Annotated in this window: 23 protein-coding genes; 12 read left to right on the top strand and 11 right to left on the bottom strand. The window is 39.8% G+C overall.

Features of this window, described 5'->3' with window-relative positions:
• Positions 1-97 precede the first annotated feature (97 nt).
• A complete protein-coding gene (locus HPC41_RS06770) occupies positions 98-1,984 on the bottom strand; it encodes a TonB-dependent receptor plug domain-containing protein (protein WP_172393277.1) in 1,887 nt (628 codons plus the stop codon).
• A gap of 186 nt (positions 1,985-2,170) precedes the next feature.
• Entirely contained in the window at positions 2,171-3,124 is a 954-nt protein-coding gene (locus HPC41_RS06765) for a zinc dependent phospholipase C family protein (protein ID WP_172393276.1), read from the bottom strand.
• A 173-nt stretch (positions 3,125-3,297) separates the two neighbouring features.
• Here HPC41_RS06765 and HPC41_RS06760 point away from each other — a divergent pair, with 173 nt between their 5' ends.
• Genes HPC41_RS06760 through HPC41_RS06750 form a run of 3 tightly spaced genes read left to right on the top strand, consistent with a single transcriptional unit; the run spans position 3,298 to position 5,915 of the window.
• The gene (locus HPC41_RS06760; RefSeq protein WP_172393275.1) at positions 3,298-4,284 is read left to right on the top strand and encodes a glycosyltransferase family protein; all 987 of its coding nucleotides are present in this window, start codon (positions 3,298-3,300) and stop codon (positions 4,282-4,284) included.
• A gap of 7 nt (positions 4,285-4,291) precedes the next feature.
• Complete coding sequence (gene bamJ / locus HPC41_RS06755; RefSeq protein WP_172393274.1) at positions 4,292-5,023, top strand: BamJ family beta-barrel-assembly machinery protein; 732 nt, start codon at positions 4,292-4,294, stop codon at positions 5,021-5,023.
• On the top strand, positions 5,010-5,915 hold the full coding sequence (locus HPC41_RS06750) for an aldo/keto reductase (RefSeq protein WP_172393273.1): 906 nt from the start codon (positions 5,010-5,012) through the stop codon (positions 5,913-5,915). The genes bamJ and HPC41_RS06750 overlap by 14 nt, the downstream gene beginning before the upstream one ends.
• 4 nt (positions 5,916-5,919) lie before the next feature.
• Here the strand turns inward: HPC41_RS06750 and kdsB are convergent, their stop codons facing one another.
• From kdsB to mazG, 4 genes are all read right to left on the bottom strand, one after another.
• A complete protein-coding gene (gene kdsB, locus HPC41_RS06745; protein WP_172393272.1) occupies positions 5,920-6,663 on the bottom strand; it encodes a 3-deoxy-manno-octulosonate cytidylyltransferase in 744 nt (247 codons plus the stop codon).
• Between the two features lie 78 nt (positions 6,664-6,741).
• On the bottom strand, positions 6,742-7,359 hold the full coding sequence (locus HPC41_RS06740) for a deoxynucleoside kinase (RefSeq protein WP_172393271.1): 618 nt from the start codon (positions 7,357-7,359) through the stop codon (positions 6,742-6,744).
• A gap of 16 nt (positions 7,360-7,375) precedes the next feature.
• Positions 7,376-8,374, bottom strand: a complete 999-nt coding sequence (trpS, locus tag HPC41_RS06735) for a tryptophan--tRNA ligase (RefSeq protein ID WP_172393270.1) — start codon at positions 8,372-8,374, stop codon at positions 7,376-7,378.
• A gap of 77 nt (positions 8,375-8,451) precedes the next feature.
• On the bottom strand, positions 8,452-9,264 hold the full coding sequence (mazG, locus tag HPC41_RS06730; RefSeq protein ID WP_172393269.1) for a nucleoside triphosphate pyrophosphohydrolase: 813 nt from the start codon (positions 9,262-9,264) through the stop codon (positions 8,452-8,454).
• A 135-nt stretch (positions 9,265-9,399) separates the two neighbouring features.
• On the opposite strand from mazG, the gene HPC41_RS06725 reads away from it, so the two are divergent.
• The 4 genes from HPC41_RS06725 to HPC41_RS06710 all read left to right on the top strand — a co-directional run bounded on the left by HPC41_RS06725 (position 9,400) and on the right by HPC41_RS06710 (position 12,001).
• Positions 9,400-9,699 carry a hypothetical protein gene (locus HPC41_RS06725; RefSeq protein ID WP_172393268.1) on the top strand — a complete coding sequence of 100 codons (300 nt, stop codon included), beginning with the start codon at positions 9,400-9,402 and terminating at the stop codon, positions 9,697-9,699.
• 45 nt (positions 9,700-9,744) lie between these two features.
• Positions 9,745-10,269 carry a hypothetical protein gene (locus HPC41_RS06720; RefSeq protein WP_172393267.1) on the top strand — a complete coding sequence of 175 codons (525 nt, stop codon included), beginning with the start codon at positions 9,745-9,747 and terminating at the stop codon, positions 10,267-10,269.
• A gap of 118 nt (positions 10,270-10,387) precedes the next feature.
• On the top strand, positions 10,388-11,071 hold the full coding sequence (locus tag HPC41_RS06715; protein ID WP_172393266.1) for a hypothetical protein: 684 nt from the start codon (positions 10,388-10,390) through the stop codon (positions 11,069-11,071).
• 180 nt (positions 11,072-11,251) lie between these two features.
• Positions 11,252-12,001, top strand: coding sequence for an SDR family NAD(P)-dependent oxidoreductase (locus HPC41_RS06710; protein WP_172393265.1), 750 nt, complete (start codon positions 11,252-11,254; stop codon positions 11,999-12,001).
• A 138-nt stretch (positions 12,002-12,139) separates the two neighbouring features.
• Here the strand turns inward: HPC41_RS06710 and HPC41_RS06705 are convergent, their stop codons facing one another.
• From HPC41_RS06705 to HPC41_RS06695, 3 genes are read right to left on the bottom strand one after another with little or no spacing between them, the layout of a single operon-like run.
• Positions 12,140-12,721 (bottom strand): YdeI/OmpD-associated family protein, encoded by a 582-nt coding sequence (locus tag HPC41_RS06705; RefSeq protein WP_172393264.1) that lies wholly within the window; start codon positions 12,719-12,721, stop codon positions 12,140-12,142.
• A 31-nt stretch (positions 12,722-12,752) separates the two neighbouring features.
• Positions 12,753-13,217: an SRPBCC family protein gene (locus HPC41_RS06700; protein WP_172393263.1), complete on the bottom strand. Its 465-nt coding sequence runs from the start codon at positions 13,215-13,217 to the stop codon at positions 12,753-12,755.
• Between the two features lies 1 nt (position 13,218).
• Positions 13,219-13,539, bottom strand: coding sequence for an ArsR/SmtB family transcription factor (locus HPC41_RS06695; RefSeq protein ID WP_172393262.1), 321 nt, complete (start codon positions 13,537-13,539; stop codon positions 13,219-13,221).
• A gap of 246 nt (positions 13,540-13,785) precedes the next feature.
• Here HPC41_RS06695 and HPC41_RS06690 point away from each other — a divergent pair, with 246 nt between their 5' ends.
• From HPC41_RS06690 to HPC41_RS25040, 5 genes are all read left to right on the top strand, one after another.
• Positions 13,786-14,253, top strand: a complete 468-nt coding sequence (locus HPC41_RS06690; protein WP_172393261.1) for a hypothetical protein — start codon at positions 13,786-13,788, stop codon at positions 14,251-14,253.
• 348 nt (positions 14,254-14,601) lie between these two features.
• A complete protein-coding gene (locus HPC41_RS06685; RefSeq protein WP_172393260.1) occupies positions 14,602-15,339 on the top strand; it encodes a hypothetical protein in 738 nt (245 codons plus the stop codon).
• 652 nt (positions 15,340-15,991) lie between these two features.
• Positions 15,992-16,447 (top strand): tail fiber protein, encoded by a 456-nt coding sequence (locus HPC41_RS06680; RefSeq protein WP_172393259.1) that lies wholly within the window; start codon positions 15,992-15,994, stop codon positions 16,445-16,447.
• A gap of 244 nt (positions 16,448-16,691) precedes the next feature.
• The gene (locus tag HPC41_RS06675) at positions 16,692-17,174 is read left to right on the top strand and encodes a hypothetical protein (RefSeq protein ID WP_172393258.1); all 483 of its coding nucleotides are present in this window, start codon (positions 16,692-16,694) and stop codon (positions 17,172-17,174) included.
• 24 nt (positions 17,175-17,198) lie between these two features.
• Positions 17,199-17,438, top strand: coding sequence for a hypothetical protein (locus HPC41_RS25040; RefSeq protein WP_216660679.1), 240 nt, complete (start codon positions 17,199-17,201; stop codon positions 17,436-17,438).
• A gap of 186 nt (positions 17,439-17,624) precedes the next feature.
• Here the strand turns inward: HPC41_RS25040 and HPC41_RS06670 are convergent, their stop codons facing one another.
• Entirely contained in the window at positions 17,625-17,771 is a 147-nt protein-coding gene (locus HPC41_RS06670) for a hypothetical protein (protein WP_172393257.1), read from the bottom strand.
• A gap of 28 nt (positions 17,772-17,799) precedes the next feature.
• Positions 17,800-18,363 (bottom strand): biliverdin-producing heme oxygenase, encoded by a 564-nt coding sequence (locus HPC41_RS06665; protein WP_172393256.1) that lies wholly within the window; start codon positions 18,361-18,363, stop codon positions 17,800-17,802.
• Positions 18,364-18,447 lie beyond the last annotated feature (84 nt).

The following is an 18,447-nucleotide window of genomic DNA, read 5'->3' as shown; positions in this document are numbered from 1 at the left end:
TAAAATGCCCCTTAGCATGACGCCATATAAGGGGCATTTTAGTAAAGCTGAGAATAGTTTAGTGTGTAGTAATGTAATCTGTGCTTGAAGATAATACTTAGTACTTGAATTTATATTTTGCACCAAGGCTAAACCACCTGCCCGGCATCGGGATTGCTGCAGCTTCGATATAGCTCTTGTCAAAAATATTCTGCACATCGGCAAAAATATTGAGATCAGTAAACTGATAGGAAGCTCTTATATCTGCAATAAAATAACTTTTATAGCTAATACGCTCATTGAAACGATTGGCGGTGGTCAGCGTCCAATTTTTATGATTTACTGTCAAATTGAGAATAACCTGCTGTCTAAGATTTTCAATGGCATATTTGGAGCGTATTCCATCCTCAATTTTGATTTTGGGATTCAAGTAATTATAACTGATTGTCGTGTAATATCGGGTGGTTGCGGATGGATCACTGAGTTGATAACGGACAGATGCATTGAAACCGTCAACTGTGTTTCTGCCAATATTGGAGGGTTTCCACGGAACGACGGTTCCCTCAGCAACAGCGCCCTCGTTTTTTTGCCAGTCTATGAAATCGTTTATATCCCGGTGGAAATAGCTGGCCTGAGCAACAATGCGATTCGATAAGTATTTGATACCCCCTTCGATCTGGTAGGCATTCTCTGATGTCAAATCGGGGTTGCCGATATTGGCCGTCTGATTGGTGTATAAATCAGTAAAGGAGGGGATGCGCTGGGCAGATCCTGCACTAAGGACAAATTTCCAGTGTTCGGTTATTGTATAACCCAAATCCAGGCCCGGGAATACCTGCCAGCCAAACCTTGAGTTATAATTTACATAGGCGCCCGCGTTGAGCATTAGGTTGGCAATTGCTTCTGTTTTAAATTCAAGGTAGCCACCGTAATTTTCCCGGTTATGCGAGCCAATGGCCGTGCTATTGATTCTTTCAAATCGGCTTTCTAATCCGATTCCAAAGGTTCCATATTGCTGTTCTAATGCTGCATTTACCTCAGCACCGAACACGTTGCTATAATGTTTTGATCGCCCCTTGGTTGTCGTCCGCCCCAGATACCAGTATTCGTCTTCGTTATACCGGTTGCTGATCCGTGGACTGATTGAAAGTGCTGGAGTCAGTTGATGTTGTGACTGAATAGATGAGAATGCTGTTTTGACTTGTTCATAAGCTTCTTTGTCTGTTGGTGCAGCATAATACCCGTTGGCGCCAAACTGATTATCAATATAACCAAAGTTTGCTTTTAGTAGATTGGATCCATTGGGCCGGTAGGTTGCGTCATAATATAGTTTATTATTGTTGGAGGCCGTATTATACCGCTGACCATTGGAATCTTCATGTCCAATATATAAACCGTGACTGCTGTGTCGTGTGTTGAACTGTGTAGCTAGTTGAGCGCCTTTGGCATAGTATTTTCCCGAACTTGTCTGTTCATTGTCTTTAAAAGACGACCCACCATATACTTGGGCAATGACCTGATTGGATTCGACCGTTTTTGTGACGATATTGATCGCACCAGTCAGGGCATTAATACCGAAAATACGGGAAGCAGGCCCCCTGATGATTTCGATGCGTTCAATAGCTTCCACCGGTACCGGGAGGTTCATATTATGGTGTGCACTCTGTGGATCCGTTATTTTTACACCATTTAATAAGATGGCAGTTTGTTCAAATGACCCCCCATCTATGCTGATGTCAGCCTGTGAACCAAATGGTCCCCTTTGTCGCACGTCAACACCGGGTATATTTGTTAGGAGTTCGTTGATCGAACGGTTGGGGAGTCTCTGGATGTCCTCCTGTGTGAGTATCTGTATATTCTTGCTTTGCTTTGAAAAAGGTATCTGAAGTCTATTTTGATTAATAATCACTTCATTCAATGTGGTGGTATCCTTTACCTGTGCGGAAGAAGTACCTATTGATAGGAGGATAGCCAGTTTCGTTAACGATATTTTCTTATTCAACATGGTTTCACTTAATTGCCCTATTGTACTTTACACCATCGACCCGTCAGAAAACCTGTTCGCATGTCGTTTGTCGATGTACTGGATAGTCATAGGTTTTATCCCGCAAAACTAGTTCAGTTGATCGAGAATGTAAATAGTCCGGTGGTAATATTGTGTGTAGTCCGGTTGATTATCCTAGTTTTTGATTTAAATCCACTCTTCTCGGCCAATCGGTTTTTTATCCTTGATATTGATGCTATCTTGCTTATTTTCAATTTTTATTTTAGTGGCAGTTGAAAGGTCGGGCTGACCGGACTCTAACCAGGCAGAGTACCAGTAGGATGCCACCCGAAGAATTGTTTTGCGCATTCTTCGTTCCACCATTCCGTTCAATGCAAGGTGATAAGCTTTTGCATAGCTGTCAGAATATGTCCATAGCAATTGATTGTTCCTTTCGATAAAGGAGTTCTTTTGAGAAGCTTTAAATTGTTTATTGAGCAGGGATTCGATGCGAAGGACAGAATCAACGAGTTGATTACTCTCACGTACAACAGTCCAAGCTTCGTTTAAGGGATCTTCGATATAAATCGCCTTTCCGACGAGGAGATTATACTCACCCGCAAACATTTCGGGTAAGCGGCTTTCCCAAAAAGCGTGGATTCCAATCTGACCAGTTAATTGGCCATTATAATTTTTGGTCGTGTGTAAAGGGACATGAGCGTCGGCAATATAATGTCCTAAGTCTGCTGAATGTTTGATGATTTTATTGTAATCTTTGGATTTGAAAGCCTTTACAAGTTTTAAATAAGTAAAGTTGATTTGCCAAGGAATGATGCCATTTTTCAGCAGTTGTCGTTCTTGGAATTTCTCTTTAGCCTGTGACCAATGTATGGGTATGGAATCAATCAATCGATCCTCGCGGTAATCTTCGATGTCTATAAAATGCCGCGGCCCTTCGGCACTGTCTATAAAACAACGTTTATCGGGATCTACGGCCTTCTCGGTAATCAGATCTATATTGGATTTGTAAAACTTGGCGAGCTTAGCGGGAAGTGCAAATACGGCATAGTGATTGATTTTTTTATGCGCAAAAAATCCCCATGAATTAAGTGTAAGCAGTGTAACAATGGAAAGTATCCAAAGGAGAGGAGACTTTATCATAGTGAATTGGTTATTAAATAATTGTTAAAATTAAATATACACAAAAAAAAGTACAAACCCTGTTAATAAATAAATCTATGCATTAATTTATATGTTATTAACATGGCTAAACAATAAAATAATATTGATATTCGTTAAAATTCATTAATTTGCCAACACAAAATACAGTCGTTATGAAGATATTGTATGCCGTACAAGGAACCGGCAACGGACATCTAAGCCGTGCCATGGATATTGTTCCCTGTTTGAAAGCCTTAGGAGATGTGGATGTTTTAGTCAGTGGAATTCAGGCAGATCTTTCGTTGCCTTTTGAGGTGAAATATCGTTTTCATGGTTTAAGTTTTATTTTTGGCAAATCAGGTGGTGTAGACCTGTGGAAGACTTTTATGAGTTCAACCATACGTAAGTTTACCAGTGAGATCAAAAGTTTACCAATCGAAGGATATGACCTGGTGATCAATGATTTTGAGCCTATTTCCGCCTGGGCCTGTCACTCAAAAGACCTTGAGTGTATTGGGTTGAGCCATCAGATCGGTGCATTGGACCCTGCAAGCCCAAAGCCGGAGGAAAGCGATATGTTGGGAAAGTTTATCATGAAAAATTATGCTCCAGCGACGCATTCCTATGGCTTCCATTTTAAAAGGTACGCCAAAAATATTTTTCCGCCAGTTATTCGTAATGCCGTTCGTGATCTGACTGTGACCGAAGAAGGACATTACACGGTTTATTTGCCGGCTTATGACGATGCGCATCTATTAAAACATTTAATGAAATTTCCCGAAGTGAAGTGGGACGTATTCAGCAAGCACAATTCAAGACCGTTTGAGATGAAGAATGTGACCATTCGACCGATCAATAATCAAGCTTTTATTGAAAGTATGGCTTCATCATCAGGAGTTTTATGCGGTGCAGGTTTTGAAACCCCAGCAGAAGCGTTATATTTGAAAAAGAAACTATTGGTGGTCCCGATGAAAAATCAATATGAGCAACATCTGAATGCTGCATCATTGGAGGAAATGGGGGTGCCAGTAATTTCGAGTTTAAAACAGAAAAATATGCTAGCCATAGAAGCTTGGCTAAATAGTAAATCGAGGGTTGAAGTTGATTACCCTAATATAACACAAGAAATTATTAATGAAATTGTGCAGAAGCACCGTTAAGTAAAACATGAAGTATATTGCATTAGCCCTATTGTCTCTGACAGCCACAACTGGATTTGCCCAGCAGAAGAAAAAGACCAGTTCGGTCAAGAAAAAAACAGTGACGACAAAAACGAGTTCAACAAACATGTTGACTACAAAAGCGGATTCCGTATCGTATGCATTTGGTATGGATATCGGAAAATCGTTGAAGTCTACAGAAGTAGAATATTTGAAAGCTGATATTATTGCAAAAGCGATTGCTGCCACATTGAAAAACGAGAAAACACTGTTGGAAGATGGGCAGACGAGGGAAGTTATTCAAAAAGCCATTATGGAGATACGTGCCGAGAAAGAGGCCTTAAGTCGGGCAGAAGAAGATAAGTTCTTTGCTGAGAACGCAAAAATAGCTGGAATGAAAACAACCGCTGAAGGAATTCAATACCTGATATTGAATCAAACAGAGGGAGCAAAGCCTTCTGCAGATGACGAAGTTACTGTTCATTACAAAGGAATGTTATTGAACGGTAAGCAATTTGACAGCTCATATGACCGCAACGAACCATTGAAACTGACATTGGGACAAGTGATCAAAGGTTGGCAAATCGGCATTCCGCTGATGTCCAAGGGAGCAAAATATAAGTTTTTTATACCGAGTCGGCTAGCCTATGGTGAACGTGCTACGGGTGAAATTCCTGCCAATAGTACCTTGGTCTTTGAAGTCGAATTGCTTGATTTCAATACGAATGGAACAACGTAGATTAGGCAAAAGTGGCCTGATGGTTTCGGAAATTGGTTTGGGCTGTATGTCGTTAAAAAGCAATCAGCCCAAGCAATCTAAAGCTATTATCCATAAGGCTTTTGATAGCGGGATTACATTTTTTGATACGGCCGATCTCTACGACAAAGGTCAGAACGAGACGGTCGTCGGTGAAAGTGTACAGGCTTTCCGCAAACAGATCGTATTAGCCAGCAAAGTAGGTAACCTCTGGCGGGCTGACGGATCGGGCTGGGATTGGAAGGCTTCGAAAGATTACATTATCAAAGCTATTGATGGCTCTTTGTCGCGTTTGAAAACAGACTATATCGACCTTTATCAGCTTCATGGTGGTACCATTGATGATCCCATAGACGAGATTATCGAAGCTTTTGAACTACTTAAGAAACAAGGGAAGATCCGTGCGTATGGACTGTCTTCTATTCGTCCAAATGTTATTAAAGAATTTCTGTTAAAATCAGCTATCTCATCGGTCATGATGCAATATAGTCTTTTGGATAGGCGGCTTGAGGAGGAGATGGATGCTTTGCTGATGGCGAAGGATGTTCATGTCCTGGCGCGGGGGACATTGGCTAAAGGACTACTGGTGGATAAGCCTGTGGAACCCTATCTTCAATATAGCTCTGGCGAGGTATCACATATACTCCGTAACCTCCACAGGATAGTGAAACAGTCCGGAAAAGACAGCGCTGCTGAGGCGATATCCTATGTCCTTTCCAACGCTGCCGTAGCAACAGCTGTGGTAGGAGTAAGCACTAAATTGCAGCTCGATGAGTTGGTGCATACAAAACAACAGCTTGCCCAATTGAATGACGTGGATAAAAAGAAATTACTGGACGGTGTTCGGTCTTTATATTACACCGAACACCGGTAGAGAGCTATTTGTTAAAAAATAGTTTCAAAATTTTATTAAGATCTTCTTTGGTATCGACTGCTATAGTCTCATGTGTGGTGACTGCTGTTTGGATTGTGTATCCGTTTTCAATCCAACGCAATTGTTCAAGCGCTTCAGCTTCCTCGAGACCCGAGACTGGCAGTTGTGTCAGCGCTCTCAAAGTATCTGCTTGGTAGGCATAAATGCCAATGTGTTTGTAAAAGGTTTGTTCTTTCAGCCATTGTTCCTGTTCAATCCCTCTTAGAAAAGGAATGGTTTGTCTGCTGAAATAAATTGCTTCCCCGTGTATGTTGCGCACAACTTTTGGAATATTCAAATTGAATAATTCTTCCATGGAGTCAATCTCTTTTACCAAGGTGGCTATTTTAGTCTGTGGACTTTCAAAACAAGCGGCCAATAGATCAATTTGTTCAGGATTGATAAAAGGCTCGTCGCCTTGAATGTTGATGATGACATCATATTCATTATCATCGGTTATGACTTCGGCGCAACGGTCTGTACCCGACTGATGGGTTTCGGAGGTCATAACCACATTTCCGCCAAAAGAAAGGACCTCCTCCACTATACGCTGGTCATCGGTGGCGACAATTACGTTGCTTAATTTTTTTGATTGTTTTACTTGCTCATAGACCCTTTGGATCATCGTCTGGCCATCAATATCAACCAACGGTTTGCCCGGAAATCTACTCGAAGCAAATCGTGCGGGAATGATACCTAAAAATTTCATGATATTTTGCGAATATTTATTTATTAAAAAGCCTGTAAATCGATGATTTGCAGGCTTTCGTTTATTTGTTTTCGATCCTTATTCAAACAACCCGAATAATTCAGCTTCTATCTTTTGTATGATTCCGCCAAGATCCTCTGGATTAGTCGTAAAATCAAGATTGTCTTTGTCTAAGATCATCACTTTACCTTCTTTATAATTGTTGATCCATTTGTCATATTTATCATTCAATTTAGATAAATAATCCAATCGGATCGCCGATTCGTAATCACGCCCTCTTTTTTGGATATTGTTAACCAAAGTAGGGACAGAAGCCTTCAAGTAGATCAATAGGTCCGGCGGCTTAATGTAATGAATTATACTTTGGAATATGTTGCTATAGTTTTCAAAGTCACGAGCACTCATCAAGCCCATATCATATAAGTTCTCTGCAAAGATATAGGCATCTTCATAGATCGTACGATCCTGAATCATATCAATATTTGTCTCCTGAAGTTTTACGATGTGTCTAAAACGACTATTTAAGAAGAAAATCTGAAGGTTGAAAGCCCAACGTTTCATGTCTGAATAAAAGTCTTCCAGATAAGGATTATTGTCCACGGCCTCAAATTGCGGTTCGAATTTAAAATGACTCGCCAATAATTCCGTCAGCGTCGTTTTCCCAGCACCTATATTTCCTACGATAGCTATATGCATATTCTGTTTCCTTAATTTAATAAAATCTCTTGATACCAATGATCTCGCGAACTTCTCTTAGTGTTTTTCGAGCAGATTCGCCAGCTTTCTCAGCGCCTAATTTTGCAACCCGAGCAATATAGGAATCATCATTTGCAATATCTTCAATACGTAGACGTACATCATTTGTAGCCAATACCATATCTTCTGCCAGCTGCTTTTTGAAATCTCCGTAACGAATCTCACATTTATTATAGAGCTCGTCAAAGTGTTGTAATGTGTCAGGTGTAGAAACGACTTTCATTAAATCAAATAGATTTTGGATCGCTTCGGGTTTTGCCTGATTCATTTCGGTTGGACCTGAATCCGAAACGGCGCGCATCACTTTTTTCCGAATGACGTCAGCGCTATCTGATAGGTAGATACAGTCAGCCTCACCATTGGATTTTCCCATTTTGCCCTGTCCGGCTAATCCGGGCACTTTAACCAATTTGTCCGAGTAGGAAAAAGCAAAAGCTTCTTTAAAATAATCTACATTATATAAACGGTTAAAGCGATTGCCAAATGTACGTGTCATTTCTAAGTGTTGTTCTTGGTCCTTTCCTACAGGAACTTTTGTTCCGTGGTGAATCAAGATATCACAAGCCATCAAGACCGGGTAGGTCAGTAAGCCTGCATTGACATTGTCGGGGTTGCTGCGCACTTTGTCTTTAAATGCTGTCGCTCGTTCAAGCTCTCCTAAATAAGCGTTCATATTCATGTATAAATAAAGCTCAGCAACTTCAGGAACATCCGATTGAACGTAAATAGTTGACTTTTCGGGATCTATGCCCGCAGCCAAATATTCAACGATCACTTGACGAACAGTGCCCTGAAGACCATGTGGTGTAGGGTGTGTCGTCAAGGAATGTAGATCCGCAATAAAAAAAAAGCAATTATATTCATTTTGCATTTTCACAAAATTGCTCAATGCGCCATAGTAATTTCCTAAATGTAATTTTCCGGTACTTCTAATACCACTAACAACTGTTTCCATATTCCTGCGAATTTACGGATAAATTTGACAAAGTAGAATTAAATTCGGCCAGTCAGGCACCTTTTCCTAGATCGTGATTATTTTTTTAGCTTTTTAGCCTCATTCCAATAAACGTCCATTTCTTCCAAGCTCATGTCCTGTAATTTCTGTTTGTTTTCCGCTGCTTTTTGCTCTAGATAAGTAAACCTTGCGATGAATTTCTTATTGGTGCGTTCCAATGCATTTTCGGGATTGATACCAATATGTCTTGCGTAATTTATAAGCGAAAACAATAGATCCCCGAATTCGCCTTCTGCCTTTTCACGGTCAATGACTTCTGTTGTTTCAATATTGAATTCTGCTTTAAATTCCGCAAGTTCTTCCTCAACTTTTTCCCAAACTTGTCTTTTATCTTCCCAGTCAAAACCAACTCCTCTTACTTTATCCTGGATACGGTATGCCTTGACAAGTGCCGGTAGTCCGTTGGGTACACCGGCAAGGACAGATTTATTCCCCTCTTTGAGCTTAATGGCTTCCCAATTCGATTTGACTTGTTCTTCGGTATTAGCGCTCACATCGGCATAGATATGGGGATGGCGGGTGATTAGCTTATCACATATCGCATTTAGGACATCAACGATATTAAAATGGCCCTCTTCCTCGGCGATACGTGCATAGAATATAAGATGCATCAACACATCGCCAAGTTCTTTTTTTATTTCGGGATAATCCTGCTCCAAGATCGCATCTGTCAGCTCGTACAGCTCTTCTATTGTCAGATGACGTAACGATTCCATCGTCTGTTTCTTATCCCAAGGGCATTCAAGCCTTAGGGTATACAATACATCAAGTAAGCGTTGGAATGCAAGTTGGGGGGTAGGCTGATACGCCGGAGCTAGTAGATTTGCCATATGATTATGAGTTTTCGTCTCGCAAAAATAGAAATATGATTTTGAATAAACTATTTGAAATTGCGGAAAACAAAAGATCCTAACTCGTCGTTTTATAATAAAAAGATATTTAAATCAACTTAATAAAAATCAGCTATGGAAAGAATGCATGGGTACTCGTCAGCTAGTGTGGCGTTGAAAAAATTAAGCGACCTGGGATACACGATAGATTATAACATCGAATTTGATGATCTTTTGGCGGACGCAGACCAATTTAAAATTGATTACTTATTTCGTTATGAAGGTGCATCGGATCCAGATGATGAGTCTACCGTATATGGGATAAGCAGAAATTCAGGAGAAAAAGGTGTCTTTGTAGCCGGCAATCTATCTTTGATTGAAGGGAAGAAAAGAGATATTTTGCTACAGCTGGAGCTTAAAGAGAGAGAACATTAGCGACGAAATCACCATAATATATTAGTCTGTTAATATAGATAAGGAATGGAAGCAAATAATTTCACCGAATCAGAAAGGCTCAAAGAGCTTAAGATTTGGGCTTTGCGTCGAGATGGCAAACCTTTGGATGGAAGCTATACCGACTTGAATGCTGATCGTTTTCTGCAAGTCTATCGCAATGAGGCGCTGAATTTAATGAAAGCGGGATTTTACAATAGGGGTACGGGACTTTTTGAGTCTTACGTCGAACGTCATTATCCACAGGAGTTGGAGAAGCAAATCGGTAAATTAGAAAGAAGTTATGATAGCCTTGAGCGCTTTAGCCCTAACTTGGTCAAAGAGGGTTTCTATAATCTTGTTTTGGGAGATCTTCCGCTCACAATGAAAGGAGCCATTGTGGTATTGCTGCGTGCAAAGGAGTCGGAATTTCCTTCTATTTATAACAATGATCAAGATGCAGACATGCGAAGTTCTCCAAATTGGCTATTAAATCAGCCATATAACGATATTTGGGTCGATATGCACCAAACAGCATTGAATAATATCCACTATCCAGACCGAATACTCTAAATTTGGCAAAATTATTGTTGTGAACTAGCAGGAAAAGAGGATACTGAGCATCAATATCCTCTTTTTTGGCGCTAAATTTTTTATTGAATTATTAACCATTTTCTAAATTATAACTAATATGATTTTATACATCGGTATTTTTGTAGTGATCGTGGCTGCCTGCGTTTTTATCTCTCTCATGATGATGAAAAAGCAAAAAGAAACAGCTAGAAAGTATGAAGGCGAGGGCGGGATTGCGCTGGCATCCGGTATTAAGGATGAACTGTTAAGCCAGGAGTTTGAGGAATTAACCAAACAAATGAACGGAGCGCCCATAGATGCGTTTACGCAATGCGCTTACATTGCCACAGTAGGTGATAAAGTAGCTTCGGCGGCAGCCACAGCAGCTAAAACAGTGGCTTGGGCAGCTGTTGGGGTCAAAGCACGTTACCGCGAGCGAGACAATGCTTCGTATTTAGTGCTCAGCAATAATGAATTGCATTATTTGTTTTTCGACGACGGTGAAGCAAGAGACCATCTGGTTTTTGACCATGAAACTTTATTGAATGCCCGGCCTGCTCAGATCAGTGGTTCGGAAAAAGTGACCCGTATGGGATCTGTTATGGGGCTGAAAGCCAAAAAAATGCATCTTGACGTCAACGGTAATGGTCTTGATATTATCTACTATGGTGCTGTACAGCGGATGCCTGATGGAATTATATCTCCAGGTTCGGGTATGTTCGAAACACAGTCAAAGCTTCAGTTAATGGGCCGTTTTTTTCTAAATAGGTTTTATCAAAAGTATCCGCAGTTACAAGATTAAATTAGTTTATTGGTCGGAATTATAGCTCCGTTATTGATAACAACTGAGCTCTTTTTGTTAGTTATTGACGAATGCCGGCTGAATGTCATTTGAGTTTCTTTTTTAGTTTCCACGAAGGTTGATTTTTATGCATTCTGGTAAAATATTGGTAAATTGTATGGATCATAAAAATTATATACTATGAACATTTTAGCAGATAAAGTTGCTTTGGTAACAGGGGCCGGATCCGGTATAGGACTGGCGGTTGCTTTGGCATACGCGAAAGAAGGAGCGAAAGTTGTGGTGTCGGATATTAATGAACAAGCCGGTCAAGAGGCTGTTCGGCAGATTGAAAAATCAGGAGGAGAGGCGGCTTTTTTTAAAACTGATAGCTCATTAGCGGAAGATAATGAGGCATTGGTGCGTTTTGTAGTAGATACTTACGGGAAATTAGATATTGCCTGCAATAATGCAGGTATCGGGGGTGAGGCGGCATTAACGGGCGACTATAGCTTGGATGGCTGGAAGAAAGTGATAGATATCAATTTCAACGGCGTATTTTTTGGATGCAAGTATCAGCTTGAAGCGATGGAAAAAAATGGTGGTGGTGTTATTGTCAATATGGCCTCAATTCATGGTACGGTTGCAGCTCCGATGTCAAGCGCCTATACTGCAGCAAAACATGCTGTCGTTGGCTTGACTAAAAATATAGGTGCAGAATATGGACAGAAAAATATCCGTTGCAATGCGGTGGGGCCAGGATATATCGATACACCTTTGCTCAAAAATTTGGATGAAGAGCATGTACATGCATTGGTCAGCAAACATCCCATTGGTCGTTTAGGAAAGGCTGAGGAGGTTGCAGAACTGGTATTGTTCTTGAGTTCTGAAAAGTCATCTTTTATGACTGGTGGCTATTATTTGGTTGATGGCGGTTATACTGCTGTTTAACCTTTTTACATATGCACAGGAAAGCGGAGCTGCATGGATGGGAGCTCCGCTTTTTTTTATGTATAGTCCCTTGGGCTATGCCATATATGCAATCTAAGAGAAACGATCAGTTAAGTCAATGATGCAGTCTAAAGGCTATTAATCATCTATGCCTTTTCCATCCAAAATATGTTGATAATACTTTTCGATCCGTGATTCACGTGTTTTTGATTGTTTGGCCTGATTGAAATAAAATAGATATGCCTTTTGACGGCCTGGAGTCAGGGATGAAAAAGCACTTTGAAGCGCTTGATCTTCCCTTAAGGCTCTAGCGAATTCCTCAGGTACTGGATAGTCTTCAGCTTTTCGCATAGCGACTTTTGCACCTGATTTTTCAATTTCTATCGCTTCCTGGATATAATCTGCTATTACATTTCTTAGACTTGAAATTTGGTCAATATCGGTGAATCTGAGCTGTCTACCTGACTGGACGTTTTCAGTTTGTTGAATTAATAGCTTTTTGTTGTCTTTTAACAAGGCACCTTTGTGAAATAATAGCGCGCAGTAATTTTTAAATCCATGAATCAGGACAATATTCTTTCCTTCAAAAGTATAACATGGGTGCATCCATTTGTAATCTTCTACGAGTGATTGATTCTCGATAACGATTTCTCGTAATAAATTAAATTCTTCGTTCCATTTTTTTGCATTTTCGAAGAAATGTTCTGCTTTTGGGTTCATGGTCTACTTTCGGTTATGTTAAACTTTAGGTTTAAATGCATTTGATCAGGATTTCCTGAAGTCTGTTGTGCGCCATGTTAATGCCTTGAGCAAACGGCATCTGGAGCAATTGATCACGGAATTTTATCGATTGAAATATAATATGGATGATGAGCCTGCTGCTTTCATCAGTAATTTTTTCGAAGGTTAGATATTCCAATTGGACGGGAAAGGAAGTACCTTCCATTTCAAATGTTCTCGTAATTTTTTCATTAGGGACAAATTCGTGTATCGTTCCATTCGCTTTAAACACAACATTACTGTTGTGGGATGTCTCAAAAGCATAGGAGCCATGTTTTTTATTTTCCCATTTTATTACCTTGGTCCCCATCCACTGCTCAAAGATTTCAGATTCTTCATAAGCTTTGAATAGCAAGTTTAGCGGCAAGTCAAATTCTCTGGTAATTACAATCTCCTGTTTGCCGTCCTCGGCACGGACATTTGTTTTCTTTTCCATCTTATTTGTCTTTATAATTTTTCATAATTTCTTCGAGTTTATTAAATCGTTCATCCCACATGCTACGGAAAGGTTCAATAAAATCAGCTATTTCCTTCATTTTGGGCGGATTGAGCTTATAGTAAATTTCACGGCCATTCTGTTCAGATTTTAGCAATTCACATTCGCTAAGAATCTGCAGGTGCTTGGAGACCGTTGGTCTAGCTGTGTTAAAGTTTGAAGCAATAGCTCCCGCAGTCATGGATTGGGAAGCCAAAAGCAGAAGAATGGCTCTTCTGGTTGGGTCGGCAATGGCCTGAAAAACATCTCTTCTTAAATTCATAATGAAGTTATTTGACTACAAATATAAGTGTTGCCATTTAGCTACACAAAATTTTTTTGAAAAATATAACTATAGACGGTAGTTGGGACAAAATGAAATTAGCTACTGCTATAAGTTAACCAGAAGAGAGAGGCTTATGTCGATGCCAACAATCGTTATAAACATGAACCTTTAATTATTGCTACGGAGAAAGGTAAAATTACAGCCAACAGTGCTGACTTTTTGATCCGGGCGGATTCAAATAACATGAAGGCGTTGCTTAATGACGGGAAAATGGAGATTTATTCCTATAGCCTAAACAAAATACAATCTGTCGTCTGTCCTGGGGACTTTGTATATGTTGACGCTAAATATGCAGGCAAAAATCAGCTTTCGCGTGATACAATGAGTTATTTGGCATCCCAGCATTTCAAAGAAGCTAGGATGTGGACCCGCAAGATCCGGATCTATAAAGATATTTCTTTACACGCCTTTGTAGATGAAATGAGCCGCTGGGAGGGGGGTACAATCAAAAACTGGGACTTCATCCCAAAGGACAGGCATATTTCGGTGTCTATCTGTTACCAGAGTGGGCGTGAAGAAGTGTACAATGCTATCCGCCAGGCAGGTATTCTTCTACACGAGGAGAAAGGGATGGTCAGCTTCTGCCCCGAGGATAAATGGGATAGAGTGGCAATGAAGTTTTCAGATAGCGGAATCCGAGGATTTAGGTAAGAAAAGAGCAAACAGGTTTGTTGGGGATGTTTAATGCTGATGTTCGGCCGGTAGAGGGAACTGCTGGTGACCAGGTTATTACTAAGTTAATACCAACGTCGCCCTGTAAGCAAGTTGAGTACACAGTGAGTCCACGTTGAGTCCACCTTTTAAAGTGCTTTCACTGTGCTTGCATATTTTTTACAAGTCAGGAGGAGGGCGAAGTTGGGGCGAACCTTTCCATAAGCTATTTACAACAAAGCCCGGTGAAAATTACAATATTTATAATTGTCGTTTGACTCGAATTTAAAATTCGCTAAAAATAACTAAGATGCTTGACATCAGTGTTTTATAGGTGTATCTTTAGGTATGGGAATAAATGATAATGGATTTATCAGAGGCCTGGTTGGCCCCCTGGTAAATAGAAAAGTTGGCAACAAAAACTACGTGCAAAGCAGACCATATCGCGTCAAACAGACGGACGATACCAAAAGAGCAGGTAAAGATTTTGGCAATGTAAGCCGTGCGGGTGCACTGATCCGGATGTGTTTTGGGGAAGTCCATCAGGATCTCCATGATGGGCAGATGTGCAATCGCTTAAATAGGCAGATCTACCGTGCAATAAAGACAAATCTTGATGGTGAAAAGGGAAACCGTACGCTGAGTAACTGCGTATTGGATCGCTTGGTAAATTTTCAGTTCAATGAAAATTGTCATATGCAGGATTATCTTTTTATTGATCCTGTAATCTCTCTGAACAAGAGGAAAGAGCTTAAAATATCATTTCCGGAATTTGATATCAAAAGAGCGCTGGTCCTTCCTGAAAAATGCAATGCGTTAGTGTTTAAATTTAAAGCGCTGTCATTCGATTTCGATGAGCTTGAGCCTAAAGAGATAAAAGATACAGAGTGGGAATACGATACTAAATATAGAGAGCAGGCGATACCGGCAAGGACCTTGACCATTAAATGTGGTGACTTTGTAGGCACCTCTATATTTGTTGGATTTACCATGCTGTATTTGGAAAAAGATAGCCGACGATCGAATGTGCTGAATGAAATAGATTGTAATCCAGCTTCTATTCTAGCTGCTTTTCAGATAGTTTAAGGATATGATGAACAATATCTTTAATCAAAAAGTTGGTTGGTTAATATGGCTATAACTAGCATTACCGTAATGTAGCACTGGAGATTGCTACATAGGTTAGCTTTGCGAAGGGCAAGCTACCTGGAATATGGTCAATACGAAAAAATTAAGTGGAAAGCACCTTCGGGTGCTTTTTTCTTTAGTAGACGAAATATAGTCAGGAATTCATATATAACGAAAATCTTATTTAAGGCTTGCATAAGATTATTTAACAAAAAATTATTGTGATCTGTGTCTGGAAATTTCCTATATTTATTTGAGCTTAAAATAATGAGATTGACCGATTAATGAAAAGTAATTAAGTTCAGTGTCTTTTGCCGTATCTCTTAGATCTATTCGCCGTTATTATTGCTATGTATTTATAATTTTTAACAAAATTTAAAAAAAGCTTTAGCGGCTCACAGTCTGTATATAACGAAAATCATATATAAAATTTCTTGAATCTAAATAAAGGGAATATGAAACAGTTAAGCATAGCGAAATTGTTATTTGTAGTGGGAGTTGTTTTACTTGGTTTTGCTTTTAGTCAGTCAACTTATTTATCAGTTGAAGACACAAGGCTGTAGCTACAGCTCCCGGAAATTATACGAGAGCGGTAAAATCATCTTTTAAATTGGGTACGTCTGTCGGTTTTACAGAGACGGCTTATTACACGCTCTTAGGTCTTCGTGGTTGGATTGATGATAGTAGTGGCCCTGCGCATGAGCTTGCTTTTTCAGGCTCTAAAGGAATATTCTATCGGACCGGTACGCAAGCTGCGGGTTGGACGGGTTGGTGTCGTGTGCTTGCAGAAAATACTTCAGGTAATGTCGGTATTGGAACTGATACGCCAAAAGAAAAACTTTCCGTAAATGGAAATATTCGCGCACACCAGGTCAAAGTCGAGGTTGCGAATTGGCCAGATTATGTATTTGATCCCAATTATAAGATGCGGAGTCTTGAAGAGACAGAACGATTTATAAAACAGCATGGCCATCTGCCTGAGGTGCCTAAAGCAATGGAAGTAGAGACGGATGGTATCTCTCTTGGAGAAATGAATAAAATATTGCTCAAGAAAATTGAGAGCTGACTTTACATGTTATCGAGCAACAGAAACAGCTTCAAGACTTACAGGACCCAATACCTCCCAAGACGAAGTTCGATTAAAATTTTGTCGCACAGTTCGCTTTTTTACATTGTCAATTTTATATTGGAAAGAATCGTCTAGCAAGGTAATGATGTATGGAGGAGAAATTGTTCAGGTGGTAACTAAATAATGTTGCCGGTAAGACTGTAGTTAGCAATGCTAGGGTAATTACTGATCCTGTTTATAAATGGAAGGCGTTACAAGTTTTAGCAAAGTAATTAACGAAATGGAATTAAATAATTTGGAGACTAGTTTGAAGGAGTTAAATTTGAATCCAGTTGATAGTTTGTTTAATAGTATTGACTTTGAGGAGTTTGAACAAGTTTTATATAGACTTGCCTATAATCCAGAAAACGGAGATGTTAACTTTTTTATCTACACTTATATGTTAAGACTTTTAGGGGGTAAAGAGGATGATTGGCGAATACATCTATCGATCAGTAGGTTGATGGGGGGTATTTTAAATCATATTGATGGGTGTGAATTGATAGGTCTATACCATGCGAAAGAAGCGGATAAGCTAAAGCCAATGGATGCAGATATTCTGGAGATTATTTTGTACTATAACCATATTCCTGAAAAAATATTGTCGGATGAAGAGGCTCTTGTTTATTCTCAAAAGCTGCTTATGGTTAAACCTGATAGTGACATAGCAAAAAAAGATATCTAGGTCATTAGAGAAGGCCAAGATGGTATGTTTTACGATTATGATGAAAAACGCTATCGTGATGAAGAAGGAAATACAGTTAATTTTGACAAAGTTCTGCCATATCACCAGCATGGGGGATGCAAAGGAGATCCACCACCGAAAACCAGTTTGGAAGTTTATATTATTATCCGTATCTATTTATATAGGGACATAAAGATGAAGTGCGAGAAGTTCTCACAAGATATTATCGATGTGAAAGATGGGATGCAACCATTGGAATATTAACATAAACTTGTCTAGCAATGAACTTTCCAACATGAGTGTGAATGGAATAAGCTAAAAACGATAATAGAAAATGTCGCGCGAGCTAAAGGAATCCGCAATCGCTAAACGGTCGTTTGCTTGAAATTAACAGAAGCAGTCTCTTGCATCCGCTATGATTGAATGCAGGAGACTGGTTCTGTTTAAAAGTTAAGAAAAATCGCTACAGGACTTAGCGGCGAAAAAAAATACCGCTAGCCAAACAAGTCCCTTAGCCAGGAAGAAGATAAATGCCCCCATGCCGGCCCGCTTCAACCATTTTGATTTATTGTCCTTATTATTGTCTTTTTGCTCCATCTGAAGGATTAAACAATACCGCTCCTTTTTAGTTTGCACTGGTAATAGGAGTGAATACTTCACCAAAGTTATAAAAAGTTTGGTTTGCAATTTCTACCGATCGATCATAAGTTGCAGGATCTTCTGCATATTTATTCAATATAGCCGTAAAACCAGCCCACATGTCACGGCTATTTTCACCATAACCTTCGAAGAAAGATGTCCCTTTGTTGACGCCATATTTGTTGAGCATCTGAACAATGTATGGACCGCCCATAATAGAACCTTCGAGTACGTATAATGACGCAAGGGCTTCCTGAATATTTGTTACTACTGGAGCCGTTGCCTCCGGAAGATTCTCCACATTACCTCCCAAGGCTTCAATATCACTTTTGATATACGATGAGTTGCGGCGTGCCGCAAGATCCGGTAATACATCTGCAGTAACGTAAGGAGCGATACTATCTTCCACTGCACGGAAGTAAGCATAGAAACCTTTTAATACCTCAGCATAATCTGCTTCCGAACGAATGTTTTTCAATTGGCGCACGATCGTTCCTTCTACGTTTTGGTGAGCAGCGTGCGTCTGCTCTTTGATATGTTGACTTAACATGTTCTTTCTTTTATTTATAACGATTCTATACAAAGATTCGTATTTATTTCCAGATATTTATGCTGTTTTCTGATTTATCATCTA

Source organism: Sphingobacterium prati, assembly GCF_013167215.1.
Taxonomy (GTDB): Bacteria; Bacteroidota; Bacteroidia; order Sphingobacteriales; family Sphingobacteriaceae; genus Sphingobacterium; species Sphingobacterium prati.
Note: the sequence above shows the minus strand (reverse complement) of the source record. Positions and strands in the feature narration are given on the sequence as shown.